Consider the following 25,946-nt stretch of genomic DNA (forward strand, 5'->3'; position numbering starts at 1 on the left):
CGTTATTTCTTCAATTGTCCCAGACGGGCGCCAGTCCGGCAGGGCTGACCAGTCGTCCATCGGGACGGGCGAGTTTGGAAATCGCCGTCATGTCTTCAGCGCTGAGTTCAAAGTCGAATATGTCGAAATTTTCAGCGACACGTTCAGGCTTGGCCGTCTTGGAAAGCGCGATGAAGCCGCGTTCGATCAGCCAGCGCAGGCCTACCTGAGCGGCTGTCTTGCCGTATCGGGCGCCGATGGCCTGCAGGGCGGGATCGCGCGGCACTGCGCCGTCTGCCATGCCGTAATAGGCGGTGATGGCAACGCCTGCGGCTTTTGCGGCATCGGCCACGGCATTCTGGTCGAGATAGGGATGCACCTCGATCTGGTTGGTGACGATGGGTGCGACACTCCGTTCGATGGATTGGCGCATCTGGGCGACATTCTGGTTGCTCACGCCGATGAAGCGTGTCCGACCTGCCGCCTGCACCGCGTTCAGCATGTCGATCTGATCGGCGATAGCAACCTTCTCGGCGGGCCAGTGCAGAAGCAGGAGGTCCACCTGGTCGACCTTCAGCTTGTCGAGGCTCTCGTCGACGGACGCGCCGAATTTTTCCGGGCTGTAATTGTCTACCCAGACTTTCGTGGTTAGGAACAGGTCCTCGCGCCGTGCGCCCGCCTTTTCCAGCGCACGACCGAGGGCCGCTTCGTTCTGGTAGATCTGCGCCGTATCGAAATGGCGGAAGCCGGCTTCCAGCGCCGCCGGGACAACGCTTTCCACTTCGGCATCCGTCATGCGGAAAACGCCGAAGCCGAGCGCGGGTATGGCCGCGCCATGTGCGTTCACGATTTTCATGTCATCTCCTGTCGATTGGCCTTCGGCATATCGCGCCGGTTGCGCGAGCTTGGGAGGCTCATGCTTCGGGCCATGAATTTTCAGAGCCTTGTACCGGTCAGCTTTCGGTCAGGTCCTGATCTCGGCTGCACAGATAGGACAATCGCGCGGGGTTGAAAATCCGCTCGGAATCCACATTATCTGTGAAACGATTTCACAGATGGAGCGGGCGATGGACAATCGCATCGGCGAAATGCAGGTTTTTATGCGGGTCGTGGAAGCAGGCAGTTTCTCCGAGGCTGCCCGGCTCCTGCGCATGAACCCTTCGACCATCAGCAAGCTCATATCCCGTATCGAGGCGCGGCTCAGCGTGCGGCTTCTGGAACGTTCGTCCCGACGCCTGTCGCTGACGAGCGAGGGTCAGATTTACTACGAACGCAGCCAGGGATTGCTGCGCGATTTCGAGGAGGTCGAACGCGAGCTTTCGCAGGGTTCGGCAAGCACCGGCGGAACGGTGCGCGTCAATGCTTCGGTGGCGCTGGGAACGCTGGCGCTGGAGCCGCTATTGCCGGAATTTCTCTCTGCTTATCCGAATATCGTCATCGACCTCTCCCTGTCGGACGAACTGGTCGACCTTTATCTCGACCGTACCGATGTGGCTTTCCGCATCGGCACCCTGCCCAATTCCAGCATGATGGCGCGCAAGCTCGGCACGGCCCGGCGCAAGATCGTGGCGGCTCCCGCCTATCTCGAGCGCCGCGGCACGCCCATGACCGTCGATGACCTTGCCGAGCACAATTGCATCGGTTTCAATTTTCGCCGCGCCGCGCCCGTGTGGCCGCTGAAGGAAAGCGGACGCATCGTGGATCGTGCGGTCTATGGTTCTCTGCTGGCCAATAACGGGGAAACGGTCCGGCGCATGGCGGTCGCAGGTTTGGGGCTCGCCCGGATCGGCGACTATCACGCGCGAAACGACCTTGCTTCCGGCGCATTGGTGGAAGTTCTCTCGGAGGCTGTGGAAAACGACACGGAGGAAGTTCACGCGGTGTTTCTGGGCGGCGCCCGGCTGCCGCAACGGGTCCGCGTTTTCCTTGATTATGTCGTGCCGCGCCTGCAGGCCTATCTCGCGGCGCAATAGGCGCGTCTGTCGAATCACCAGCGGTGATCCTCGGGAAACGCCGGATTTCCGGGGCGAGATGGGCGCTTTTCCGAAATTATTTTGGTTTCCGATAGCTTAACGATTTCAGCTTGTTGCTATGGCGCGCCCGCGTGTTCACGACGAGGTGCTCCGCTTTTGTGTTGACTATTAACATTCCGTTAACCACAGTTTGTTGCAATATGTTACAAAGCGTTATCATCCTGTTGTCAGAACGAGGTGTGGATTGGACAAAATGCGGCAGACCAGACAGCTAACCTTGCAGGCAAGGGAGAGGTCTGCCGTAGCCGACATGACGTCGTTCTGGGGGCTGATGCGCGCCTACTGGGTCTCCGATCGCTGGAAGGAAGCCTGGGCTCTTACTCTCGCGATCTTTCTGATGACGGCTTTCGTGAGCAAGACCACCGTGTGGGTGGCCGAGGCTTCGGGCCTGCTCATGAATTCCATCGTCAATGTCAACACTGCGCCTGTGCAGCATCCTCTCATGACGATAGCCGCCAATGCGGGCATTCTTGTTCTGCTGATGCTGGCAAAGGACGTGATGCTGGTCGGCTCCCGCCATTTCCTGTCCACCACGCTGCATCGCAAATGGCGCAAATGGCTGAACGATCAGTTCTCCACCGCGCTGTTGAACGGCAGGCACACGCATTTCCATTTGCAGCAGGGCAGGGGCAAGGACCAGCCCGATAATATCGATCAGCGCCTGCAGGAATCGATCAAGGGCATGACCGGCGGCGCCATTGGCCTCGTCATGGGTATTGTCGGCGTGTTCCTGTCGGCTTTCTTCATCGGCCAGAAGCTGATCGAGATGTCCACTCATGTAGAGGGACTGGATTTCCTCGGCAGCTACGGCAGCGCCGTTCTGGCCTTTGCGGCAATCGTCGTCTATGTCCCGCTCGGCACGCTGGTCGCGATCAGGATCGGCAAGCGACTGGAGCGTCTCAATCTCGGCATCCAGAAAGCCGAAGGCTCCTATCGTGGTGAGTGGACGACGCTGCTGCGCCGCAGTTTCCAGATTTCTGCATCCGGCGGTGAGGCAGTGCAGCGCTCTGTCAACGACCGTCTCTACAAGGATGTCGACGGCACCTGGAACCGGCTCAACCGCTTCGATGCCGCCTATCTCGCCTTCTCGCAGGCCTATGGCTTTCTCTCGAACCGCATCGTTGCCTATATTCCGGGCCTTTTGCCCTATATGAGCGGCTCCGTCAGTTTCCGTAATTATGTAACCGGCGCTGAACTTGTCGCGGCGATGATCAATGACTGCTCATGGTTCATTCAGGTCATGCCTGCCATTGCCAATCTGCGCGCCAATGCGGGCCGTGTGACCGGTCTGGCGCAGGCCATCGAGAATGTTCAGGAGCCTGCGGAATTCTACAGCCGGTCGGGCATCAACCGTTTCGCCTTCGCGCAGCAGCATCCGCGCTTCGGCCTGTCCGTGCGCAATCTCACGCTTATGCAGGGGCCGGACAGTGAAGCACCGTTCCTGCGCTCCGGCGTGATCAATATTCGCGCGGGCGACTGGGTTTACATGCGCGGCGAATCCGGTTCCGGCAAAACTTCATTCATGAAGGCGCTCAACGGCCTTTGGCCCTATGGGACCGGCGATATCATCTATCCGCAGAACGCGACCTCGCTTTATGCGACGCAGGAGGCCAAGTTTCCTTCCGTAACGCTGAAACAGCTTGTCGCCCTGCCTGCCGATGAAGACCGGTTCAGCGACCTTGCTGTCGCGGCCGTCCTGCACGAGGCGGGACTGGGCGAATTCATCGAACGCATGAACGATGCGGACGCCGATGGCGCGCCGTGGGACATGATCCTCTCTGGCGGCCAGAAGCAAAAAATCGTGCTGGCGCGCATTCTCCTGCACAAGCCGTCGATCATCTTCCTCGATGAAGCGACCGGGGCGCTCGATCCGGCTGCGAAGACGCGGTTCCATGAGGCGCTGAAGACGCGCTGCCCGCAGGCCATCGTCATCAGCATCATGCATGAGTACAAGCTGCCGCTGCTGGAAAACGGCCAGAATGTCTATTCACACGTACTGGATATCCGCAACGGCTATGTCTCGCTGCGTCCCGTTCATTTCGATACGCTGCCGGAAATCGCTGCCGAAACCGCCCTCATCGCCGCCGAATAGAGCCTTTCGTTCCGGGCAAAACAGCGTAAGGTTGCATTAGTCCAAATTTGGACTATATTCTGATCTGGACGATCGGAGGCAATCATGGCGCGAAACAAGGCAGTGCTGGAAACCAAAATAGGCAAGGGACCGGATATTCTCGATGCGGCCCGCTTCGCTCCTCACTCGCGCAAGCGGTTGAGCGGGCCGGGCCTCCGCACCTTCCTGACCATCGCCGATTTGTGGGGGCTGGACGAACAGCAGCGGCTGATGGTGCTGGGCCTGCCTTCCCGGTCGACCTATTACAATTGGGTGAAGGCGGTACGCGAGCGCCGCGATATCACGCTCGATGTTGATGTGCTGATGCGCCTGTCCGCAGTGCTCGGCATCCATCAGGCGCTGGGGGTGCTTTATCCCGATGAAAGGGCCGGTATTCGCTGGCTGCACACACCCAACCAGGCTGGCGTCTTCGGCGGGCATCCACCGTTGCAACTGGTGACGAGCGGGCTTCAGGACGGGTTGCTGACGGTCCGCCGCTTTCTGGATGCGGCGCGCGGCGGGCTTTATATGGAGCCGAATGAACTGGATCGCGCGTTCAAACCCTATCGCGATGAAGACGTGGTGTTTTCGTGAAGCGCAGTCCCGTACCGCAGCCGAGCTATCGCCTGATCCCGTCGCGCTTTCCGCCGATCGGCCTCTTCGACACGGTTGCCACGGCTGCCGATCTGGAAGCGGTGATGGAACTGGCGGGTTGGACGAATGATCGCCTTCTGGCTGAGCGATTGCAGCGCCTTCCCCGCGAGGAGTGGGTGTTCGGCAGGCCCAATTCAAGCATCGTCATGGCGACTTTCCTCCATGTCGCGCCGGGCGGCATGCGCTTCAACGGGCCGGAGCTAGGCGCATGGTATGCGGCAGCGCGGCTTACCACATCCGTCATCGAGGTTGCGCATCACATGCGTCGCGAAGCGGTTGCGACACAGCAGGACGGTCTCGCCCGCACCTTCCGGGTCTATACTGCCAAACTGGAAGAGGAGTTCGTCGATATATGTGGTGAGCAGGCAGCGCTGCCTGCCGTCTACGACCCGGCAGATTATGCCGCGTCGCAGAAGTTCGGCGAGGAAATGCGCAAGGGCGGCGAGTTCGGGATTTTGTTCGACAGCCTGCGCCACCAAGGCGGCATCAATGCTGTTGCTTTTCGCCCGAGCAGGATCGCGGATGTTACGCAGAGCGATCACTATGAAATCACGGTCGAAAGGGCATCCAACCGCATTCTGGCGAAAAAACTGAGTGCCTGAGGAGGCAGGCGTCGCCTGCCTCGTTCGTCGCGCTATGACCAGCCATATTCCTCATCGAGTTCCTGAAACTTTTTCAGGTCAACGATATCGCAATATTGCTGATAGGTGATCATGTCGCCGCGCGGCCTTCGGCGTCCCGTCACGTTTCAGCACCGACAGCGTGTCGCTCACCGCCTTCACTGCCGAAAACAGCGTGGACAGCGCATAGAACACAACGTTGAAACCCATCTGTTCGAGATCGGCGGCTGTCAGGGCCACGGTTTCGTTGCCATCGACAATGCTGACGACCTTCGGTCCTTCGACGTGCCGGGCCACGGTTTCGATTTCCGCGATGGTCTTGATGCCATCGACGAAAACAAGATCGACACCCGTATCCTGATACATTTTCGCGCGGCGAATGGCTTCTTCCGCTCCGGCCGCAGGCATGGCGTCGGTGCGGGCGATGAGGAGAAGGTCCTTGTCGGCCCGCGCCGCGATGGCGCATTTGAGACGACGCACATTTTCTTCCGCCGGGATCAGCCGGATACCGGCAAGCTGGCCGCAGCGCTTCGGCGCCATCTGGTCTTCAAGATGAATGGCTGCCACACCGGACTGGATATATTCCTCCACCGTGCGAACGATATTGGCCGGGCCTCCATAGCCCGTATCCGCATCGGCGATGACGGGAATATCCACCACGCGGGTCATATCCCGTGCATGGGTCGTCATCTCGGTCTGGGTGAGAAGGCCAAGATCGGGCGTGCCGAGACGGCTTGCCGTCGCGCCGAACCCGGTCATGTAGATGGCAGGAAATCCCGCCTGCTGCACGAGGCGGGCGGTCAGCGGATCAGGCGCTCCCGGCGCCTGAACGATGCGGCCGGTTTCGATGAGGTTTTTCAGGGCCCTGGCCTGTGTCATCGTCGTCTCCTAGAACATTTCCAGCAAAAAATGAGAAACGGTTTTGCGCTGGATAATGCGACAAAAAAAATAGTGAGAGTGGCTCCGGCGATCCTGTTAAAACAGGAACCGCTCTATCGTCCGCCGGAAACATCGAGCACGACGCCGGTAATATAGGCCGCACCCGGCGACAGCAGCCAGATGGCCGCGTCGGCAACTTCATCGGCGGTTCCAAGCCGTTTCAGCGGAATGAGGTCCGCCATCTTTGCGATGCTGGCCGGATCTGCGAATACGTCTTTCTGGATTTCCGTGTCGATCACGCCGGGGGCGAGAGCGTTGACGCGGATTTCCGGCGCGAGTTCCTTGGCAAGCGCATAGGTATAGGACGCGATAGCGCCCTTGGTCGTGGCGTAGGCGATATTGCCGACCATGCCGCCGGTGCGCCCGGCGATGGAAGAAAGGCCCACCACGGATTTGTTCGGCTTGGCTCCCGGATTGTTGAGGAAAGCACTGGAAACGTAGAACACGCTTTTCAGGTTGACGGCCAGAACCCTTTCCAGCTCGTCCGCATCGAAATTCTTCACGGTCATGCGCTGGCCGATGATGCCTGCATTATTGACCAGATGGTCGATGCCGCCCCATCTGGTGGCGATGTCTTGCGCTGCGCGGTCAACTGCGGCCTTGTCCGAAACATCCACAAGGGCTGTCAGAGCCTGCTCACCATGCCTTTCCGCCATTTCCTCAAGGCGCGCGCCGTTCACGTCCCAAAGCACGACCCGCGCCTTGAGCGCGATGAGCTTTTCGGCAATCGCCTTTCCGATGCCGGATGCGCCGCCGGTGACGAGCACCACGCGGTCCACGAAGAAATCGGTCGGGAACGCTGGCGGGGCGTTGTTTGCGGTCATGAATTATCTCCTCCTCGAAAACGAACGCCGCAGCGCGCTCATGGATCGCCGATGAGAATCCCTGGGACTCGACCATATGGCGACGGTGACTTTAAAAGCCATGTGAGCGGCAATCTGTCAATCTGAGGTACAAGATTTTGTATGCTACTTGTAAAGTGATTGTTGCCGGGCTAATCATTGCAATGGAGCGAGGCGACAATGACCGGAATTGCGCCGATGGACATCCGTGCGGGGTTGTCCGTTCGGGAAACCCTGTCAACTGGTCTTGGCTGGTTGCCGCCGAAGCTCCAAACGGGAGGCGCGCACTACCGCGTGACAGCTTCCGCAACGATTATTGCATGCCGTTCATGCTGGGACATGGGCGGAGATCTGGGAGGATATCGTGGTCAATTCCACTGTGAGCGCGGTCGGCGCAACGCCCGACCTGCGCGACAGCACCATTCGCAAGCTCAATCTGCGGATCGTTCTGTTCTGCTTCATCTGCTTCATCGTCAACTATCTCGATCGGGTGAATATCGGCTATGCCGCGCTTCACATGAACAACGATATCGGCCTGACACCCTATATGTTCGGCGTCGGCGCGGGCATCTTCTTCATCGGCTACATGCTGTTCGAAGTGCCGAGCAACATGATGCTCCACAAGCTCGGCTCGCGCGTCTGGATAGCGCGCATCATGGTCACGTGGGGGCTCGTGTCCTGCGCCATGGCTTTCGTGCAGGGGCCGGTTTCGTTCTACATCCTGCGCTTCCTGCTGGGCGTTGCGGAAGCCGGCTTCGCGCCGGGCGTTCTGCTTTATCTCACCTATTGGTTCCCGGCCAAGGAACGCGGCCGTGCAACGGCGCTGTTCATGACGGCAACCGTGCTTTCCATCGTCGTCGGCGCGCCATTCTCCGGCTGGCTGATGGATGCCGGCGAGGGGCTTTTCGGCCTGCATGGCTGGCAGGCAATGTTCATCCTTGAAGGGCTTCCCGCCGTGATCCTCGGCGTCGTGACGTTCTTCTATCTGGTCGATAGTCCGGAAAAGGACAAGCACTGGCTGAACCCGGACGAACGCGCCTGGCTGATGGCTGAACTTGCCAGGGAAAATCAGGGCAAGCAGCCCGATACACGTCATTCGCTGAAGGAAGTTTTCAGCGACTATCGCGTATGGCTTCTGACGCTCGTCTATATGTTCAACGGCATTGCTGTTTATGGCGTCATCATGTGGCTGCCGCAGATCGTCAAGAGCCTTGGCGATTACAGCGCAGCCCAGACGGGGCTTATTTCGGCCATTCCGTTCGTGTTCGCAGCCATCGGGCTTGTGGTGATCTCGCGCAGTTCGGACCGTACCGGTGAGCGCAAGATACACACGGCGATTGCGGGTCTGTTCGGCGGCGTGTTCCTTGCCACCAGCGCGCTGTCTCCATCGCCGGTCCTGAGCCTCGTGCTTCTGTCGGTCTGCGCCTTCTTCCTCTGGTCCTATCTGGGCGTGTTCTGGACGCTGCCGACCCAGTTCCTGTCGGGCGCGGCTGCCGCAGGCGGGCTTGCCGCCATCAATGGCTTCGCGCAGCTTGGAGGCTTCACCGGGCCTTATCTCGTCGGCTGGGTCAAATCCACGACCGACAGCTTTTCGCTGTCGCTGCTGGCCCTGTCCATATTCCCGATAATCGGCTTCTTCCTCTGCATGAGCCTGAAAGCCAAACGGGACTGATCCGGGTGACGGGCCTGTTCTTCGATCAGGCCCGTTATCGTCACGAGTGTAATTCGAGTGCGGTTTCAACCGCTCTATACGTCGCAAGAAGGCGTCTGTAAGATTCGGACATGAGAGAGATTCGAGGCAAGAGCAAGAAGTCGCTGGCAAGCAGCATCGCGGAACGGATTCGCGGTGCGATCGTCGATGCGGAGTTTCTATTCGGTGAAAACCTTTCCGAAGACATGCTCGCTGCGGCTTTCGATGTCAGCCGCACGCCGGTGCGCGAGGCGCTCAACATTTTGCAGATGCAGGAACTGGTCCACATCGTTCCCAAGTCCGGCACCTATGTTTTCACACCCACGCAGGAAGACATCGCCGAACTGTGTGATTTTCGCGTCGGCCTCGAAGATCAGGCCATGCGTCTGGCCCTGGTCTGCAATCGCAAGAAACTCGTTTCACAATTGAAGAAGCAGTACGATCTCATGCGTGCGGCCATAGACGAGGACGATCTGCGCGCCTATGGGCGCTGTGACACCGAGTTCCATCTGGCGTTCTTCCGGGTCTGCGGCAATCGTTATCTCGCGCGCGCCTATGACAGCATTCTGGGACGTGTCGCAGCCTTGCGGACACATCTGGCAATCGGGGTCGAAGGCGAGCCCGCCCGCTCCTTTGCTGACCACGCCGTCATTATCGAACTCGCCGAGGCCGACAAGCCCGGAGAACTGAGGGAAATACTGGAAGCGCATATCATGCGCACCAAGACCAATTACCTGAATGCCTTTAGCCGGTTGCCTCGCCAGCCGGGCGACAGCCGCACGATGCGGCTGCGCCGACAATTGTCGCTGACGAACGAATAAGGTTCCCGGTCAGTCTGCCCATTCCACATCGGTGGTGAAAGCGATGGTCAGCCACCGGTCCGGCCCTTCGCCGCCTAGCGCATCGCCGATTTCATCACGCAATGCATCCCATTCCTCGAGTTTGCGCGGCGGAAGATTGGGCGGAACGATGAAATAGAGTTCGATCTGCTTGCCGCGGCCGACCTTGGCGACATAAGCGCGGTATGAGAGAAAGCCGTGCTGCCTGACGAACTGTTCCGCAATTCCATCGACGTGCTTTTTGAGGTCCAGAGGCGTCACGAGGAATATGTCAGCCAATGCCTGTCTGATCGTCCCGATCGGCATCGGAATGATGACAAGACAGACGACCGCCAGAACTGCGGGATCGATATAGGGCGTCAGCCAGCCGAGTTCTGTTCCTTCGATGGCATAGCCGACCGAAAAGGCGATCAAAAGCGCTGCCGTAATGCCGCCCGACATGATCCAGGCTTTGGCGTCGAGCGCGACGAAATCCGATTTCAGGGTCCGGTTTGCGCGTGTTTCCAGCAAGGCCATGCCGAGGCAGGCGATCAGCGCGACGACAGCATAGAAGATCGCATAGCTGAATTCGAGGTCGCGTCCGCCATCCATCAGGCTGCCGACAGCGTTTATGAGGGCGTAGATTGCGACGCCGGTCAGCATCATGCCGTTGAGGCCAAGCACCATTGGTTCCAGATGCCAGAAACCCATCGTGAAGCGATCGCGCAGTTTTCCGCGTGGTTGTTCCGGCAGGGCCGAGAGTGCGATGAGACGCGAGACGAGAAGGGCAAGTCCGCTCATGGCCGCGTCGGCAAGCATGTAAACGCCGTCGAACACTATAGAAAATGAGCCGGATAACAGGCCGAAGACGACGCCGAAACCAGCAACCAGAATAGTAACCGCTATTGATATTTGAAGAATAGATTGTTCACTGCGCAATTTGTACTCCGATTTAAACCACATGCAACGCGGTTTGGCTTCGGAATGCGCTTCTTCAAGCGCCGAGCCAATTCCGCGTTGCACGGCAAATCTACACCGGCAGCGTGAAACTGGCAAATCATGTCAGCTATTCGATATTTTCAGGCCCATTCCGGCACGCGGGTGGCGGATTCCCGCAGGATGAGCTCGACCGGCCATAATTCATGGATATCGGATGCGGCGCGTCCGTCGAGTATGTCCATCAGGAGGTCGGCGCAACGTTTGCCGGCTGCACGCATGGACGAGCGTGTCGCGGTCAGCGAGGGGACCATATTGTCGGCGCTCAGAAACGAGATGACGTCATCGTGGGCGATGACGGAAATATCCTTGCCGATGGTCAGGCCGAAGGAGCGCGCCGCCCGGTATATGCCAAGCGCGGTCATCATGGAGCCGGCAACGAATGCCGTTGGGCGTGGCTCGCGCTCCAACAGCTTGCGGGCGAGGCGATAGCCGATTTCATCGGTGAAATCGCCGTGCTGGACGAGATCGGGATCGAAAGCGATGCCTCTGCTTTCGAGGGCTTTGCGGTAGCCTTCGTCACGGTGGAGCGAGAAGGTGAAGCCGTAGCGGCCATTGATCATGGCGATGCGCCGATGGCCGAGATCGAGCAGATGGGCAGTCGAGCGATAGACCGCCCCTTCATTGTCGATGTCGAGCCAGGCGTGCGGAATGCCGGTTTCGGAACGCCCGTGCACGAGAAAAGGCATGCCCAATTCATGCAGCATGCGGATGCGCTCGTCGTTTGGCTTTGGAGAGGTCACGATGATAGCATCGACGCGATGACTGGTGGCGAGCCGCCTGCACAGTTGCACTTCGTCATCGGTTCCGTTGTTGGCAATCGGGCTGACAAGAATATCGACTTCGTCCTGGCAAAGCCGTTCCGCCATGCCGCGCATGAACTCGGCGAAATGAAACTCGCTGTTGCGTCCCATCACGACACCGATTGCACCGGCGCGACCGGTCACCAGCCTGACCGCGTTGACGTTGGGGCGGTAACCAAGGCGCACAGCCTCGTCCATCACCCGCTTGCGCGTGCTTTCCGCCACTTCGGGATAGCCGCTCAACGCCCGGCTGACGGTCGTGGCCGAAAGGCCCAGATGTTTGGCGAATTCACGGAGCTTCATTTGGCTTTCGAATTATACAGGCAGGCAAGGCGGCGGATTATAGCCGCTTCCCTGCGATTAACAATTGGTCGGCTGAGTTCTTTGATACGCTGCAAGATATAGGGTGCACGAAAACCAAACCGATTTCAAGTTTGTTTGAATTCTTACTCTTGCATGCTGCAACGAAACCGAGCCCCAAATGCTGATCAACAACGAAATGAATCCATAACCCCTTGAATTATGGTACTCATACGTTCGGAAATGCGTAAATAGGGTCCGCTCGGGATTCTGCTGCTTGACAGAAATGCGGTCCTCTGCAACCTTTTCGTCATCCAAACCGTTTTCGATTTTATCAAACCGCTTACAGAATGGATGGGAGGAGGGAACTATGAAGGTTTTTCAAGGTGTGCTCGCAGCGGGCGTGGCGTTTGGTCTGGCGACGGTGAGCGCCCATGCGGTGGAGATTTCCATCGCCGCCAATTCGACGGGCAACAACATCAAGTTTCTGCAGGAGCAGATCGTCAAGTTCGAGAAAGATACCGGCAACAAGGTCAATATCGTCTCGATGCCGCCGTCGAGCAGCGAGCAGTTCAGCCAGTATCGCCTTTGGCTGGCCGCCGGTAACGCTGATATCGACGTTTACCAGACCGACGTGGTCTGGGCGCCGCAACTGTCGGACCAGTTTCTCGATCTGACAGAGGCGACCAAGGACGTGACGGGCGCTCACTTTCCTTCCATCATCGCCTCGCAGACGGTGAACGGCAAGCTGGTTGCGCTGCCATTCTATACCGACGCGCCAGCGCTTTTCTATCGCAAGGATCTGCTCGAAAAATACAACAAACAGGTTCCAAAGACCTGGGACGAAATGACGGCCACCGCCAAGGAAATCATGGACAAGGAGCGAGCGGAAGGAAAGTCCGACCTCTGGGGCTTTGTATTTCAGGGCAATGCCTATGAAGGACTGACCTGCAACGCGCTCGAGTGGGTCAAGTCGTCGGGCGGCGGTCAGATTGTCGAAGCCGATGGCACCATTTCCATCAACAATGAAAAGGCGGTTTCAGCCATCGATCGCGCCAAGGGCTGGATCGGCTCCATTTCGCCGCAGGGCGCACTTGCCTATCAGGAAGAGGAATCGCGCGGTGTCTGGCAGACCGGCAATGCCGTGTTCATGCGCAACTGGCCTTATGCCTATGCGCTCGGCAACAGTGCCGATAGCGGCGTGAAGGGCAAGTTCGACGTGGCGCCATTGCCTGCCGGGGCGGAGGGCGATGCACCTTCCTCGACGCTGGGCGGCTGGAACCTTGCCGTTTCAAAATATTCCACCAAGCAGGACGCAGCCATCGCGCTGGTCAAATATCTGGCCTCGCCGGAAGTGCAGAAGGTGCAGGCGATAGAAATTTCGCGCCTGCCGACCATCGAAGCGCTTTATGATGACAAGGATGTCATTGCAGCCCAGCCTTTCATGGCCCACTGGAAGCCGATTTTCCAGAATGCCGTGCCGCGCCCGTCTGCTGCGACAAAAGTAAAATACAATGAAGTCTCATCGAAATTCTGGACGGCGGTGCACAAGACGCTTTCGGGCAACGGCACGGCCGCGGAGAATCTCGAAATGCTTGAGGTCGAGCTGACCGAGCTGGAAGGCTCCGGCTGGTAGCCCCATCAAGCCGCGTTCGGGCGGCCTCCCAAGCCCCTTTAGGGCAGTCCGAACGCTCCAATCTCCCTGAGCACGACCAAGAGTGGGATCATGACGGAGACTTCTCTCGATATTTCGGGGAATTCGGCCACGAACAGCCGGGTTCATTCCGATCTGCGCGCGCAGCGTATCCGGTCAGCCTGGCTGTTTCTTGCGCCCACGCTGGCGGTGCTGGCGCTGGTGGCAGGCTGGCCGCTGCTTCGGACTGTCTATTTCAGTTTCACCAATGCATCCCTGACGAGCCTTGGCACGGCGGAATTCGTCGGCTTCAACAATTATCTGTCATGGGTGACGCTGAAGAGCGGGCGCACCGTCTATCGTGGTCTGCTGGCTGACCCCGCCTGGTGGGGCGCGGTCTGGAATACGATCCGGTTCACCGTTCTGTCGGTCAGTCTGGAAACTGTCTTCGGATTGATCGTGGCACTGGTGCTCAACGCGAATTTCCGGGGGCGCGGGCTTGTGCGCGCCGCCATCCTGATCCCCTGGGCCATCCCGACCATCGTTTCGGCCAAGATCTGGCACTGGATGCTCAACGACCAGTTCGGCATTCTCAATCATATTCTGCTCAATCTTGGGCTTATAAGCCAGAAGATCGCATGGACCGCAAATCCGGACACGGCGATGATTGCGGTTCTGATCGTCGATGTCTGGAAGACGACGCCCTTCATGGCACTGCTCATTCTGGCCGGTTTACAGATGGTGCCAACGGATATCTACGAGGCAGCCAGGATAGATGGCGTGCACCCGCTGAAGGTGTTCTGGCGGGTGACGCTGCCGCTGATCCGTCCGGCGCTGATGGTGGCCATCATCTTCCGGATGCTGGATGCCCTGCGCATATTCGATCTCATCTATGTGCTGACGCCCAACAATGCGCAGACGAAAACCATGTCGGTCTTCGCGCGCGAAAATCTCTTCGATTTCGACAAGTTCGCCTATGGTGCGGCGGCATCGACGATGTTGTTCCTCATCATCGCGACCATCACCGTGCTCTACATGTTCTTCGGGCGCGTCAATGTCGGCAGGGGGGACTAGCAGGATGCATTATATAAAAACCCTCGGCTTTTATCTGCTGGTGGCACTCATCATCCTGATCGCAGTGTTCCCGTTCTACTACGCGATCATCACCAGTGTGAAATCCGGAACGGCGCTGTTTCAGGTCGACTACTGGCCGACCGGTTTCTCGATTGAAAACTATGCCAGCGTGCTGACCCAGGGCAGCTTTCTGCGCAGCCTCGGCAACTCGCTTATGGTGGCGACCGTGGTGGTGGCAATCTCGCTGCTGCTGGCGGTGACAGCGGCCTATGCACTGGCGCGTGTGAGTTTTCGCGGGCGCGGGCTCCTGCTTCTTACCATTCTTTCGGTGTCCATGTTCCCGCAGATCGCCGTTCTGGCAGGGCTGTTCGAGCTGATCCGCTTCCTCGGCATCTTCAACACGCCGCTGGCGCTGATCTTCTCCTACATGATCTTCACGCTGCCGTTCACGGTCTGGGTTCTCACCACCTTCATGCGCGACCTGCCGGTCGAGATCGAAGAAGCCGCCATCGTGGACGGCGCCTCCCCATGGGTCATCATCACGCGGGTTTTCATGCCGCTCATGTGGCCCGCGCTGGTGACGACCGGGCTGCTCGCCTTCATCTCGGCGTGGAACGAGTTCCTGTTTGCGCTCACCTTCACCTCCTCGGGCAGCCAGCGCACCGTGCCGGTGGCCATCGCGCTTCTGTCCGGCGGCAGTCAATTTGAAATCCCATGGGGAAACATCATGGCGGCTTCCGTCATCGTGACGGTTCCCCTCGTCATCCTCGTGCTCATCTTCCAGCGGCGGATCGTGTCCGGTCTGACGGCAGGCGGCGTAAAGGGTTAGGTACAACCATGGCAGAGCTTCAATTGCGCGATGTGCGCAAATCTTTCGGCAATTTCGAGGTCATCCGGGGCGTGGACATGGATATCCGGCCCGGCGAGTTCATGGTTTTCGTCGGCCCTTCCGGCTGCGGCAAGTCCACACTGCTGCGCCTCATTGCCGGGCTGGAGGAAATCTCGTCGGGCAGTCTTTCCATCGACGGAACGGTGGTCAACAGCTTCGCGCCGTCGAAGCGCGGTATCGCCATGGTGTTCCAGTCCTATGCGCTTTATCCGCATATGACGGTCTATGAGAACATGGCCTTCGGAATGCAGCTTGCGGGCAAGGACAAGCAGGAATGCAAGGCCCGCATTCATGCAGCCGCGGAGATGCTGCAACTCATACCTTATCTGGAGCGCCTGCCGCGTCAGCTTTCGGGCGGGCAGCGCCAGCGTGTCGCGATTGGCCGCGCCATTGTGCGCGACCCGAAGGTTTTCCTGTTCGACGAACCCTTGTCCAACCTCGATGCGGCACTACGTGTGGCTACAAGGCTTGAGATCGCTAAGCTCCACGAGAGCATGGAAGACACCACCATGATCTATGTGACACACGATCAGGTGGAGGCGATGACCCTGGCCGACCGCATCTGCGTGCTGCGCGATGGACGCGTGGAGCAGATCGGAACGCCGCTTGAGCTTTACGAAAAGCCGAATTCGCTTTTCGTCGCCGGGTTCATCGGATCGCCGAAGATGAACTTCCTGACCGGCAGCTATAGTGAGCCTTTCGGCGCGCATACGGTGGGTCTGCGCCCCGAACACCTCGCCATCGTTGCCGAGGGAGGCCACTGGACCGGTCGGGTGATTCACAGCGAAATCCTCGGTTCCGATACCTATGTCTATATCGATCTCGGCCTGGAGGAGCCGCTGGTGGTCCGCGAAAGCGGCGTGGCAGCGCGTAGATCAGGCGAGACGCTCTCGGTTTCCCCATGGGGGACAATATTCATCGCTTCGATGAAAAGGGCCGCGCCGTCTGACGCCGACCTCCCAAGCTCAACGACACATGAGACAAATGGGCCGTGATGCCCGCAGCAAGGAGAATATTCGTGCCTATTCGTACAATCGTCTGGGGTGAAAACATTCACGAGCAGATCAATGAAACCGTGCGTTCGGTTTATCCGGACGGCATGCACAATACGATCGCGAAGGCACTGAATGAGGACAGTGCCATCGAAGCGACGACCGCCACCTTGCAGGAGCCGGAGCATGGCCTGACCGAAGAGCGTCTTGCGGGAACGGATGTACTGGTCTGGTGGGGACACAAGGACCATGGCGGCGTCAGCGACGAGGTTGTGGAGCGCGTGGCAAGGCGCGTCTTTGAAGGCATGGGGCTGATCGTGCTCCATTCAGGGCATTTCTCCAAGATATTCAAGCGGCTGATGGGAACGCCCTGCGCGCTGAAATGGCGCGAGGCGGGGGAGCGCGAGCGGCTCTGGGTAGTCAATCGCGGCCATCCGATCACGCAGGGGCTGGACGAGAATTTCGTGCTGGAGAACGAGGAAATGTACGGGGAGCAGTTCTCCGTGCCGGAACCGCTCGAAACGGTTTTCATCTCTTGGTTCGCCGGCGGTGAAGTCTTCCGGTCGGGGATGACCTGGCGGCGCGGTGCAGGCAATGTGTTCTATTTCCGTCCCGGTCACGAGACCTATCCTACCTATCACGATGCGAATGTGCGGACAGTCCTGCGCAATTCGGTGAAATGGGCCTATAATCCGCAACCGGCATGGGCGGGCATCCATACCGCGCCGAATGTCCCGGTGGATCAGGCGCCGGAGCCGATCGTGGAGCGTGGTCCGAAATTGCACAAGCCGGGCGAAGCCGGCTATCGCTGAGGTGCATCATGCGTCTTCTTATTCTTGGAACGGGCGGCATGGCGAAGAACCATGTCGAAGCCTTCAAGGCCATCAATGGTGTGGAGGTTGTCGCGGCTTGCGATGTTTCGGCGGTGCGTGTCGATGCGTTTTCGGAAAACCATGGCATTCACAACCGCTTCACGCGGCTTGAGGATGCGCTGGAATGGAACCGCTTCGACGCGGTTGCCAATGTGACGCCGGACGCCATTCACCACCCGACCACGCTTGCGCTGGTCGGGGCAGGCAAGCATGTCTTCTGCGAAAAGCCGCTGGCCGAAAGCTACGAGAAAGCCGCCGAAATGGCCGACGCCGCCGAGCAGGCGGGCGTCGTCAACATGGTCAACCTCACCTATCGCAATGTAGCGCCGCTGCAGAAGGCGCGCGAAATGGTGCTGGCGGGCGAGATCGGACAGGTGCGCCACTTCGAGGCGTCCTATCTGCAAAGCTGGCTGGTCTCCAAGGCCTGGGGGGACTGGAAAACCGAGAGCAAGTGGCTCTGGCGGCTTTCAACCCGGCACGGTTCCAACGGCGTTCTAGGCGATGTCGGCATTCATATTCTCGACTTCGCGACCTATGCGATCGGCAGCGATGTGGAGCGGGCTTCGGCGCGTCTCAAGACTTTCGAGAAGGCGGACAACAACCATATCGGCGAATATGTGCTGGATGCCAATGACAGCTTCGTCATGATGGCCGAATATGCCAATGGCGCGCTGGGTGTCATTCACGCCAGCCGCTGGGCTACAGGTCACCTCAATGAGTTGCGGTTGCGTATCCACGGAGACAAGGGCGCGCTGGAAATTCTTCACACACCGACTGGCTCGAGCCTGCGTGGTTCCATCGGCGAGGATATCGAAACGCCGGTATGGCGGGACATCGATGCCGGAACGGTGGAGACGAATTATCAGCGGTTTGCCCGCGCGGTGGCCGACGGGGCGCAACTGGAACCGGGTTTCCGCCATGCGGCCAATCTGCAACGTGTGCTCGATCATGCGATGATCGTGGACAGGCCGTTGCCGGAGGTTGTTGCCGGTTAACATCTCCAGAAAATGAAACCCTCCCGCAAGATGCGGGAGGGTTTATGCATCAGTACTGCTGGTCCTTCACGAAGGTTTGGTCCACTTCGCCACGGAAGAATTCGCGGCCATAGATCAGCAGGCAGAGAATGACTCCGGTGGCGAAAGCCCATCCGGCACCGCGCGTTGCCAGTACCGCGCCTGTAATGCCTGCGATGCCGAGGTCGCGCTGCGAGCGGGCTTCCATGACACCGATACGCACCGAGACATAGCCCTGGATCAGCAGAGTGAGCGTCAGCGCCACGCCGAGGATCGGCTGGACCAGTGTCACGATCGGCATCAGGAACAGGCCGGTATTGGTGCCCCAGCGGAACGAACCCGCGCCGCCGAAGATCGAGTGCATCGACTTCTTGCCCTTAGAAAAGCGCTCGCAGATAACCACCTGCATTGCCGCCCATACCGGGCCGCACATGGTCACATCGGGGCCGAGGATCGACATTCCCGTATTGCGCATGCCGAAAACGAGGTGCGCGCGGTTTGGATTGTAGTCGATCTTCTCGTCAGGACGGTGCTGCTGGGCTTCCCCGATGATCGACTTGGTTTTCAGAACATCGCCGAACAGGACAATATAGGTCGCAAGCACCGTTGGCAGAGCCGTGAGGAACATGGAAAGCGGCGGCATGCCGAGGCCGAAGATCGTATATTCGCGCCACAGTGTCGCGAAATCCGGAGACGAGATCGTCCACTGGAATTCCGGCCACTTGGCCTCCCCGAAGAGCGGGGCAATCACCACGGCAAGCAGGATGCAAGGCAATACGCCGAGCTTTCCGATAAGGCCGAAAAAGCCGCCATTGCGAGAAAGGCGGTTAAACTGCGGCGAGAACATCAGGTAAAAGCAAAGGCCGATGGCAATCGAGATCGTGAACGGAAACGTGTCGAAATTTCCGCCGATCTTGAATACCGAAATGACAGCCGAAAAACCGGCGCCGATGATGATGCCTGATTTGATCGCTTGCGGGATCGCGGCGATCACCCGATTTGCGATGCCGGTCGCGCCGATGAAGATGGATAAGAGCCCTAGCATCATCTGGAAGGAGACAAGCGCGTGTATGCGTTCCGGGCCTTCAGGAAAGGTCGAGCAATAGGCCATGATGAGGGGGACGGCAGGCGTGATCCAGCCGGGAACGACCGGGTCGCCGAGCAGATGGTGGGTGAGATAGAAAAGCCCGTTCAGCACCACCACGGCAAGCGCGACTTCGAAGGGCATTCCAAGAAGCTCCGCCATGAGCGGGATCGCCGACAGGTCGACGGCGCACATGAGAAGCCCCTGGCAATAGTCAGGCCACTCGAATTTGTAATGGACAAAAGGCAAGCGAATTTTGAACGGTCCGGCAGGCCAATAGGGCTGCTCCTGACCGTCGATGCGTTCAGTGCTCAATTTATTCTCCGGGACATAGAAAAGGCTGCGCGGAAGCGGCTATCAGCACGCTTCTGCGGTCCTCAACCTTCAGGTCGTTGTGGCAGAGCGGTTCCGGTTAAAGCAGAGCTGTCGGAACCGCACTAAAGATTTGCTGTGTCGCATTTCCAGAAAAAAGCGCTTCGCATTTTTGCTGGAAATGCTCGCGCTCAGAAAGCTTCGCGGTAAAGCGCCAGGGCGTCGGCCTCGGTCACATCGACCGGGTTGTTGCCCAGAAGCCGTGTCTGCAGCATCGCATCGCGTGCCAGCGTTTCGAGGCTGTCTTCCGTCACGCCGACATCACGCAGGCGGCGCGGCGCACCCGACTTGTTCATCAGCTCTTCCATATAGATGACGAAAGCCGCTGAACGCTCTTCGGTCGTGCCTTCGGATTTCTCCAGCAGCAGATCGGCAAGTTCGGCGTAAAGCGCGGCTGCGCCTGCCATATTGTAGCGCAGGACAGGCCCCAGCATCAGCGCATTGGAAAGGCCGTGCGGCACATGGTAGTGGCCGCCGAGCGGGTAAGCCAGCGCGTGAACAGCGCCGACAGGCGAGTTGGAAAAGGCCTGACCGGCATAGTTGGCGCCGAGCAGCATAGCCTCGCGGGCATGACGATCATTGCCATCTTCGCAGGCCGCAATCAGGTTCGCTGAAAGAAGCTTCAGCGCCTCGCGGGCGAACGCATCCGAGAGCGGGTTCTTCTTGATCCGGCTCGTATAGGCTTCGATCGCATGAACCATGGCATCAATGCCGGTCGCAGCCGTATGAAGCGCGGGAAGACCGCAGGTCAGTTCTGCATCGAGGATTACGAAATCAGCGTAAAGCTGGCGGGCGACGACGCCCATCTTCGTGGTTTCGCCCGTCGTCAGAATGGTGATGTTCGTGACCTCCGAGCCCGTTCCGGCGGTGGTCGGAATCTGGATCAGCGGCAGACGTCCGCCCTGTACCTTGCCGATACCGTAAAGCTCGGAAAGTTCCTGTTCGGAAACAATCAGCACGGCGGCGAGCTTGGCGATATCCATGGAGGAACCGCCGCCCAGACCAAGCACGATATCGCAACCGGCAGCCTTTGCCTGCTCGACGCAGGCAAACAATACGGATTCCGGCGGATCGGCTACCACGTCGTCGAACACGCTGATACCGAATCCCGCCTTTTCGAGCGAGGCAAGCGCATGGTTGAGGACGCCGGCCTTGTGCAGGCCCTTGTCCGTCACGATCAGAATCCTGCGTTCCGAAAACCGTTCGCCGAGGATTTCGCCGAGGCGCTTCGCAGCGCTCCATTCGACGAGCATCGAGCCGACGGTATCGAACGAAAATGGCTTGATCTCTGTTGTCATCATTCCACCCTTTTCACTTTCACCAGCGCCGAGGTCTCTCATTTCCTCACCGGCGCACAACGCTGGGCTATCCCGGAAACGCTCCTGTCTTGGGAAGGAAGCGTCCGGTAATTCTCCGATGCAGCCGATGCACCGGCAGTTCTGAAAGAAAAGCCTTGGGAGAAACTCTTCGTTTGTTCAATATACTGAACAATGTTCAAAACTGAATGATCGATACAGGATAAGAAGCCGGACTGTCAATTTCTCCCTTCGCCCAAGACGCTGAAATCCATGCCGGAAAGCTCATGGGTGAATGACGCCGGAGCAAAAAACGATTGAAAATGTTCTCGTTCTTGGCGAGTACCATCAGGCCGTTCTGTGAATATTTCACTCGAAATAACTTGCGGGGCTTCGTCCGAGGCTGCGCTTGAACGTTGCGGCGAAAGCGCTTGCGCTTTGGTATCCGCAATCAAGCGCCACCGTCACGACCGGCACGCCTGCGGCAAGCGCAGGCAATGCAGCTAGCAAGCGGGCCTGCTGGCGCCAGCGACCGTAGGTCATGCCGGTTTCACGCTCGAAATGACGCATGAAACTGCGCCTGCTCATGCCAGTCCGCGAGGCGGCAGCATCGAGCGATAACTCCGTATCCGGCTCCGCTTGCAGCGTCTGGCAAAGGGTGCGGAGCCGCTGATCCGATGGCATGGACAGACTGAGGGGTTCGGCGGGCAGAAAAGTGAGTTCCTCCAACAGCAATTCGCCGACGCGTTGAGCGAAGGGTGTAGCTGGCCGGTCCTGCAATTCCACAAGACGCAGGATCAGTTCGCGCAGCAAGGAAGAAACTTCCACCACGCCGCAGGATGAGGGGAGGGGTCGGGCGGCATCCGGATGGATAAAGATCGTACGAAACTGAACAGGTCCGTGGCTGCGGGTTGCGTGCTCCACCATCGGCGGCACCCACACGGCGCGATTGGGAGGAACGACCCAGCTCCCGTTTTCGGTTGCAACGGTTACCACGCCGGACCGCGCATAGATCAATTGCGCATCGCGGTGACGGTGCGGCGGCCCTGCAAAGGATGCATCGTCCTGCGCGATGGCGGATATGGCGAGTGCAAGGGGTGGTGGATAATTCAGTGACATGGATTGACCCTTTTGCGCTCAATAATGGCCTTAAAGCGCAGGAATGCCAATATCCATTGACATATGATGGAGTGGAGAAGCCATTTTTAAGAAAGCCCCGCAGTGTCCGCTTGCGCCAGCCACAAGACATTTGTTTCAACGGAGTTGAACGCTCCGGCTGGCTGCGCACGCCTGGCTTTTTCGCTTTTTCTCCTTCGACTTACCGGCGACCGTTGGGCTTGATGGCATCCCGGCGGTCGTAATCTGCCGTCAATCCCATTTCCAAATTGTCGAAGCCGCTGCTCTTGGAGCCGAAGGAACTATTGTCATGATGCAAAACCCGGATAGCAAATATCGTCCTTTCATATCTCCGATCGAATTGCCGGATCGCCAGTGGCCGAACCGGCGGCTGACGCAGCCGCCGCGCTGGGTCTCGACGGACCTGCGCGACGGCAATCAGGCGCTCGCCGACCCGATGGACGGCGAAAAGAAGATGCGTTTCTATCGCATGCTTCTGGAAATCGGTTTCAAGGAAATCGAGGTTGCGTTTCCTTCCGCTTCGCAGACGGAGTTCAACTTTGTTCGTCGGCTGATCGAAGAGGAACTGATACCTGACGATGTGACCATTCAGGTGCTCACCCAGTCGCGCGCTGACCTTATCGCACGCACTTTCGAATCCCTGCGCGGTGCACGTCAGGCCATCGTTCATCTTTATAATGCAACCGCGCCGCTGTTTCGTCGCGTGGTGTTTAAAATGGAAAAGGACGAGATCATCGATCTGGCGGTCAGTGGGGTAACCACCATGCTGGAAGAAAGCCGGAAACAACCAGAGACACGCTGGACTTTCGAATATTCGCCGGAAACCTTCTGTTTTACCGAGCCTGATTTCGCGCTGGGAATCTGCGAACGTGTTCTGGATGTCTGGCAGCCAACGCCAGAAAACAAGGCGATCCTCAACCTGCCTGCTACGGTCGAGGTGGCAATGCCGAATGTCTATGCAGACCAGATCGAATGGTTCTGCCGCAATCTGTCGCGCCGTGACAGCGTCATTATAAGCGTGCATCCGCACAATGACCGGGGAACGGCGGTGGCCGCCACGGAACAGGCCTTGCTGGCAGGCGCTGATCGTGTCGAGGGTTGCCTGTTCGGCAATGGCGAGCGCACCGGCAATGTCGATCTCGTTACGCTGGCGCTCAATTTCTATACGCAGGGCATCGACCCGAAGCTTTATTTCCCGGAGATGCGCTCCGTCGTACGAACGGTCGAACATTGCAATGACTTGCCGGTTCATCCGCGCCACCCCTATGCTGGCGAGCTGGTCCATACAGCTTTTTCCGGCTCGCATCAGGATGCGATCCGCAAGGGTTTTGCCGCGCATCAAAGCCGCAATGACGGCATATGGGAAATGCCCTATCTGCCCATTGATCCGAAGGATATCGGTGAAAGCTATGAAGCCGTCATCCGCGTAAACAGCCAGTCGGGCAAGGGCGGCGTGGCATGGGTTCTGGAGCAGGACCGGGGGCTGAAACTGCCGCGCCCGCTGCAAATCGATTTCAGCCGTCGCGTGCAGGCATACGCCGATGATACCGGCAAGGAAACCACCGCCGAAATGATCTGGTCGCTGTTCCGCGATGTCTATCATCTGGAAGAGAATGCCGATTTCGAGCTGCTGAACTACAAGGAAAGCAGGCCCGCACGGAGCGGAGAGGCGCGCGTCTTCGCCGGGCGCATTCGGCATCGCGGGCAGGAAATCGCCATAACCGGGCGCGGCAATGGTTTGATATCAAGTGCGGTCGCGGCATTGCAGGCCGGTTGCGATATCGATCTGGAAATCGTCGACTATCACGAACATTCATTGAAAAAAGGCACTTACGCGAAGGCTGCGGCTTATATCGAATGCCGTACGCATAATGGAAGGAAAGTTTTCGGCGTCGGGATCGACGACGATATCGCAACCGCGTCGATACGGGCTGTGTTGAGCGCTGCCGCGAATTTTTCCACGAGCGGTGTCTAAAAAATGAGGAAGCAGACGAGATTTGCTCTTGACCTCAACCAAGGTTGAGGAACTAGAGAAGCATGGCCGATCATCTGGAGTATCGTCCATGCGCTTGTCGCTTCTTCTTGTTCCCCTTGCTTTTTCCACTGTCCTTCTTGTTTCGACAGCTGCCTCTGGTGAAGGGGCAGATGCTGCGGCCGGGGAAAAACTCTTCAAGCGATGCTCCGTCTGCCACACGGCGGATGCCGACGAAAGCAAACGCGGCCCATCACTGAAAGGCGTGGTGGGCCGCAAGGCCGCCTCCTATCCGGGCTATCCCTATTCGGATGCGATGCGCAAGGCGGCTGCCGAGGGGGTGGTCTGGAACGACGAGGAGTTGAAGGCTTTTCTCAGGAAGCCGCAGGCCGTGGTGAAGGGCACCTGGATGGCTTTTGCCGGACTGACCAGAGAGAAAGACCTCGAAAACATGATCGCCTATCTGAAACAGCATTCCGAATAGCTGTTTGGCACCGATATGGCCGAACGGACATCCCGACGTGAGGCCATGGCCGGTCGGAAGCGCTGCGGGGCGTTTTCCGACCGGCGCCAACAGGGACAGAAGCCGAAGGTTGCCTGACATGATGAACAGAAACGTGCTGCATATAGACCGCGACGCAATCGGCGCCGTTTCGAAGCGAGAGTTCGCGGATGCGATGTCGCGGATGGCCGCAACAGTGTCCGTGGTGACCGCATGCGATGCCGGTGAAGCCCACGGTCGCACGGTGACAGCGGTGTTGTCACTTTCCGCCGAGCCGCCCATGGTTTTGGTTTCGGTGAAAAGCGACAGCGCGCTCGCAACGGCGATCCTCTCTGATGGCGGCTTCTCGCTCGCCATGCTCGCGGAAGGCCAGGAGATGATCGGCGATGCCTTCGCGGGCAAGGTTCCCCACGCGCAGAGATTTCTCATTGGTGTGTGGGGCGAATGGCCGTCTGCCAGGCCGCGTCTTTTCGGGGCTTCGGCCGCCATTGACTGCGAACTGGCGGGCAGCGTTCCAATGGCGGATCACACGCTTTTTGCCGGGCTGGTAACGAATACCGATCTGCCGCTGCATTCGCGCCCGTTGTTATGGGCACGCCGCAATTATCGCGCGTTGAGACATGACGCGGATTTATGACGCGTCTTGCAATTGTGCGGGGCTGCGGCCTACACATTCGGCATGATCGAGTTTGACGATATGGAACATTCAGGTCCCAAGAAAAGCCTGACGGTTGGTGACGTTTCCCGCGCGCCGGGGTGGCGGTATCTACGGTCCATTTCTATGAAACCAAGGGGCTCATCGAGGGCTGGCGCACAGAGGGCAACCAGCGCCGCTATCACCGTGCTGTGCTGCGCCGCATTGCCATTATCAAGATCGCGCAACGCGCGGGCATTCCGCTTGCGATCATTCGTGAAGCGCTGGAAGACCTTCCCCACGACCACGTACCGACGGCAGAGGACTGGAGACGTTTTTCGGAAGCCTGGAAAGACATGCTTCAGGAACGCATCGACAGTCTGATGCAGCTTCGTGACCAGATAACGAGTTGCATCGGCTGCGGTTGTCTCTCGCTGTCCGAATGCCCGTTGCGAAATCCGGACGACATCCTCGGTCAGCAAGGCGCTGGTCCCCGAAGATTGATGGTCAAGCCGGGCAATCTCATCTGACCTCCATGCATCTGGGACGAACCTTTCCGACGCTGCTGCGCTCATTCGCGGCGGCGATCTTGCTGTGTTCGACGCCACATTTTGCACCAGTCAAATGCCTTCGTTTCCAGTGGAAATAGCCTATTGACCTCAACCAAAGTTGAGGTTCTATAAACCTGTCGGC

General features: G+C 58.7%; 22 protein-coding genes and 2 pseudogenes. 16 read left to right on the top strand and 8 right to left on the bottom strand.

What is annotated here, in order from left to right:
* Positions 1 to 10 precede the first annotated feature (10 nt).
* On the bottom strand, positions 11 to 835 hold the full coding sequence (locus ACS5UA_RS06570; protein WP_241084097.1) for an aldo/keto reductase: 825 nt from the start codon (positions 833 to 835) through the stop codon (positions 11 to 13).
* A 211-nt stretch (positions 836 to 1,046) separates the two neighbouring features.
* On the opposite strand from ACS5UA_RS06570, the gene ACS5UA_RS06575 reads away from it, so the two are divergent.
* The 4 genes from ACS5UA_RS06575 (at position 1,047) to ACS5UA_RS06590 (ending at position 5,378) form a co-directional block, all read left to right on the top strand.
* A complete protein-coding gene (locus ACS5UA_RS06575) occupies positions 1,047 to 1,952 on the top strand; it encodes a LysR family transcriptional regulator (protein ID WP_021588225.1) in 906 nt (301 codons plus the stop codon).
* Positions 1,953 to 2,205: 253 nt separating this feature from the next.
* On the top strand, positions 2,206 to 4,104 hold the full coding sequence (locus ACS5UA_RS06580; RefSeq protein WP_241084096.1) for an ABC transporter ATP-binding protein/permease: 1,899 nt from the start codon (positions 2,206 to 2,208) through the stop codon (positions 4,102 to 4,104).
* A gap of 84 nt (positions 4,105 to 4,188) precedes the next feature.
* Positions 4,189 to 4,716 (top strand): MbcA/ParS/Xre antitoxin family protein, encoded by a 528-nt coding sequence (locus ACS5UA_RS06585; protein WP_100650463.1) that lies wholly within the window; start codon positions 4,189 to 4,191, stop codon positions 4,714 to 4,716.
* The gene (locus tag ACS5UA_RS06590; RefSeq protein ID WP_241084095.1) at positions 4,713 to 5,378 is read left to right on the top strand and encodes an RES family NAD+ phosphorylase; all 666 of its coding nucleotides are present in this window, start codon (positions 4,713 to 4,715) and stop codon (positions 5,376 to 5,378) included. The genes ACS5UA_RS06585 and ACS5UA_RS06590 overlap by 4 nt, the downstream gene beginning before the upstream one ends.
* Positions 5,379 to 5,456: 78 nt before the next feature.
* Here the strand turns inward: ACS5UA_RS06590 and ACS5UA_RS06595 are convergent, their stop codons facing one another.
* Positions 5,457 to 6,275 (bottom strand): isocitrate lyase/PEP mutase family protein, encoded by an 819-nt coding sequence (locus tag ACS5UA_RS06595; RefSeq protein ID WP_443101235.1) that lies wholly within the window; start codon positions 6,273 to 6,275, stop codon positions 5,457 to 5,459.
* A 113-nt stretch (positions 6,276 to 6,388) separates the two neighbouring features.
* A complete protein-coding gene (locus ACS5UA_RS06600; protein ID WP_241084093.1) occupies positions 6,389 to 7,159 on the bottom strand; it encodes an SDR family NAD(P)-dependent oxidoreductase in 771 nt (256 codons plus the stop codon).
* Between the two features lie 382 nt (positions 7,160 to 7,541).
* On the opposite strand from ACS5UA_RS06600, the gene ACS5UA_RS06605 reads away from it, so the two are divergent.
* On the top strand, positions 7,542 to 8,849 hold the full coding sequence (locus ACS5UA_RS06605; RefSeq protein ID WP_241084092.1) for an MFS transporter: 1,308 nt from the start codon (positions 7,542 to 7,544) through the stop codon (positions 8,847 to 8,849).
* Between the two features lie 110 nt (positions 8,850 to 8,959).
* Positions 8,960 to 9,688 (top strand): GntR family transcriptional regulator, encoded by a 729-nt coding sequence (locus ACS5UA_RS06610; protein WP_241084091.1) that lies wholly within the window; start codon positions 8,960 to 8,962, stop codon positions 9,686 to 9,688.
* 9 nt (positions 9,689 to 9,697) lie between these two features.
* On the opposite strand, the gene ACS5UA_RS06615 is transcribed toward ACS5UA_RS06610, so the two are convergent.
* Positions 9,698 to 10,624: a cation diffusion facilitator family transporter gene (locus ACS5UA_RS06615; RefSeq protein WP_241084090.1), complete on the bottom strand. Its 927-nt coding sequence runs from the start codon at positions 10,622 to 10,624 to the stop codon at positions 9,698 to 9,700.
* A gap of 140 nt (positions 10,625 to 10,764) precedes the next feature.
* Complete coding sequence (locus tag ACS5UA_RS06620) at positions 10,765 to 11,787, bottom strand: substrate-binding domain-containing protein (RefSeq protein ID WP_021588217.1); 1,023 nt, start codon at positions 11,785 to 11,787, stop codon at positions 10,765 to 10,767.
* Between the two features lie 367 nt (positions 11,788 to 12,154).
* Between ACS5UA_RS06620 and ACS5UA_RS06625 the strand changes: the two genes are divergently transcribed.
* From ACS5UA_RS06625 to ACS5UA_RS06650, 6 genes and pseudogenes are all read left to right on the top strand, one after another.
* Positions 12,155 to 13,420: an ABC transporter substrate-binding protein gene (locus ACS5UA_RS06625; RefSeq protein ID WP_241084089.1), complete on the top strand. Its 1,266-nt coding sequence runs from the start codon at positions 12,155 to 12,157 to the stop codon at positions 13,418 to 13,420.
* A gap of 90 nt (positions 13,421 to 13,510) precedes the next feature.
* A complete protein-coding gene (locus ACS5UA_RS06630; protein WP_113463765.1) occupies positions 13,511 to 14,491 on the top strand; it encodes a carbohydrate ABC transporter permease in 981 nt (326 codons plus the stop codon).
* Between the two features lie 4 nt (positions 14,492 to 14,495).
* Positions 14,496 to 15,320: a carbohydrate ABC transporter permease gene (locus ACS5UA_RS06635; RefSeq protein WP_151686463.1), complete on the top strand. Its 825-nt coding sequence runs from the start codon at positions 14,496 to 14,498 to the stop codon at positions 15,318 to 15,320.
* A gap of 8 nt (positions 15,321 to 15,328) precedes the next feature.
* Positions 15,329 to 16,329: pseudogene (locus ACS5UA_RS06640) on the top strand (ABC transporter ATP-binding protein).
* A 69-nt stretch (positions 16,330 to 16,398) separates the two neighbouring features.
* Positions 16,399 to 17,184 (top strand): ThuA domain-containing protein, encoded by a 786-nt coding sequence (locus ACS5UA_RS06645; protein WP_241084087.1) that lies wholly within the window; start codon positions 16,399 to 16,401, stop codon positions 17,182 to 17,184.
* An 8-nt stretch (positions 17,185 to 17,192) separates the two neighbouring features.
* Positions 17,193 to 18,239: a Gfo/Idh/MocA family protein gene (locus ACS5UA_RS06650; RefSeq protein ID WP_006468421.1), complete on the top strand. Its 1,047-nt coding sequence runs from the start codon at positions 17,193 to 17,195 to the stop codon at positions 18,237 to 18,239.
* Between the two features lie 49 nt (positions 18,240 to 18,288).
* Here ACS5UA_RS06650 and ACS5UA_RS06655 read toward each other — a convergent pair whose 3' ends face one another.
* The 3 genes from ACS5UA_RS06655 to ACS5UA_RS06665 all read right to left on the bottom strand — a co-directional run bounded on the left by ACS5UA_RS06655 (position 18,289) and on the right by ACS5UA_RS06665 (position 22,127).
* Positions 18,289 to 19,656, bottom strand: a complete 1,368-nt coding sequence (locus ACS5UA_RS06655) for a hypothetical protein (protein ID WP_021588211.1) — start codon at positions 19,654 to 19,656, stop codon at positions 18,289 to 18,291.
* Between the two features lie 188 nt (positions 19,657 to 19,844).
* Positions 19,845 to 21,014, bottom strand: coding sequence for an iron-containing alcohol dehydrogenase (locus ACS5UA_RS06660; RefSeq protein WP_021588210.1), 1,170 nt, complete (start codon positions 21,012 to 21,014; stop codon positions 19,845 to 19,847).
* 363 nt (positions 21,015 to 21,377) lie between these two features.
* Positions 21,378 to 22,127, bottom strand: a complete 750-nt coding sequence (locus ACS5UA_RS06665) for an AraC family transcriptional regulator (RefSeq protein ID WP_273771157.1) — start codon at positions 22,125 to 22,127, stop codon at positions 21,378 to 21,380.
* 307 nt (positions 22,128 to 22,434) lie between these two features.
* Here ACS5UA_RS06665 and leuA point away from each other — a divergent pair, with 307 nt between their 5' ends.
* From leuA to soxR, 4 genes and pseudogenes are all read left to right on the top strand, one after another.
* On the top strand, positions 22,435 to 24,120 hold the full coding sequence (gene leuA, locus ACS5UA_RS06670) for a 2-isopropylmalate synthase (protein WP_241084085.1): 1,686 nt from the start codon (positions 22,435 to 22,437) through the stop codon (positions 24,118 to 24,120).
* An 88-nt stretch (positions 24,121 to 24,208) separates the two neighbouring features.
* Positions 24,209 to 24,601, top strand: coding sequence for a c-type cytochrome (locus ACS5UA_RS06675; RefSeq protein WP_241084084.1), 393 nt, complete (start codon positions 24,209 to 24,211; stop codon positions 24,599 to 24,601).
* A 118-nt stretch (positions 24,602 to 24,719) separates the two neighbouring features.
* Positions 24,720 to 25,256, top strand: a complete 537-nt coding sequence (locus ACS5UA_RS06680; protein ID WP_241084083.1) for a flavin reductase family protein — start codon at positions 24,720 to 24,722, stop codon at positions 25,254 to 25,256.
* Between the two features lie 60 nt (positions 25,257 to 25,316).
* Positions 25,317 to 25,783, top strand: a pseudogene (soxR, locus tag ACS5UA_RS06685) (redox-sensitive transcriptional activator SoxR).
* Positions 25,784 to 25,946: the final 163 nt, after the last annotated feature.

It is taken from the genome of Brucella sp. RRSP16, assembly GCF_052246815.1.
In the GTDB taxonomy this organism is placed as follows: Bacteria; Pseudomonadota; Alphaproteobacteria; order Rhizobiales; family Rhizobiaceae; genus Brucella; species Brucella intermedia.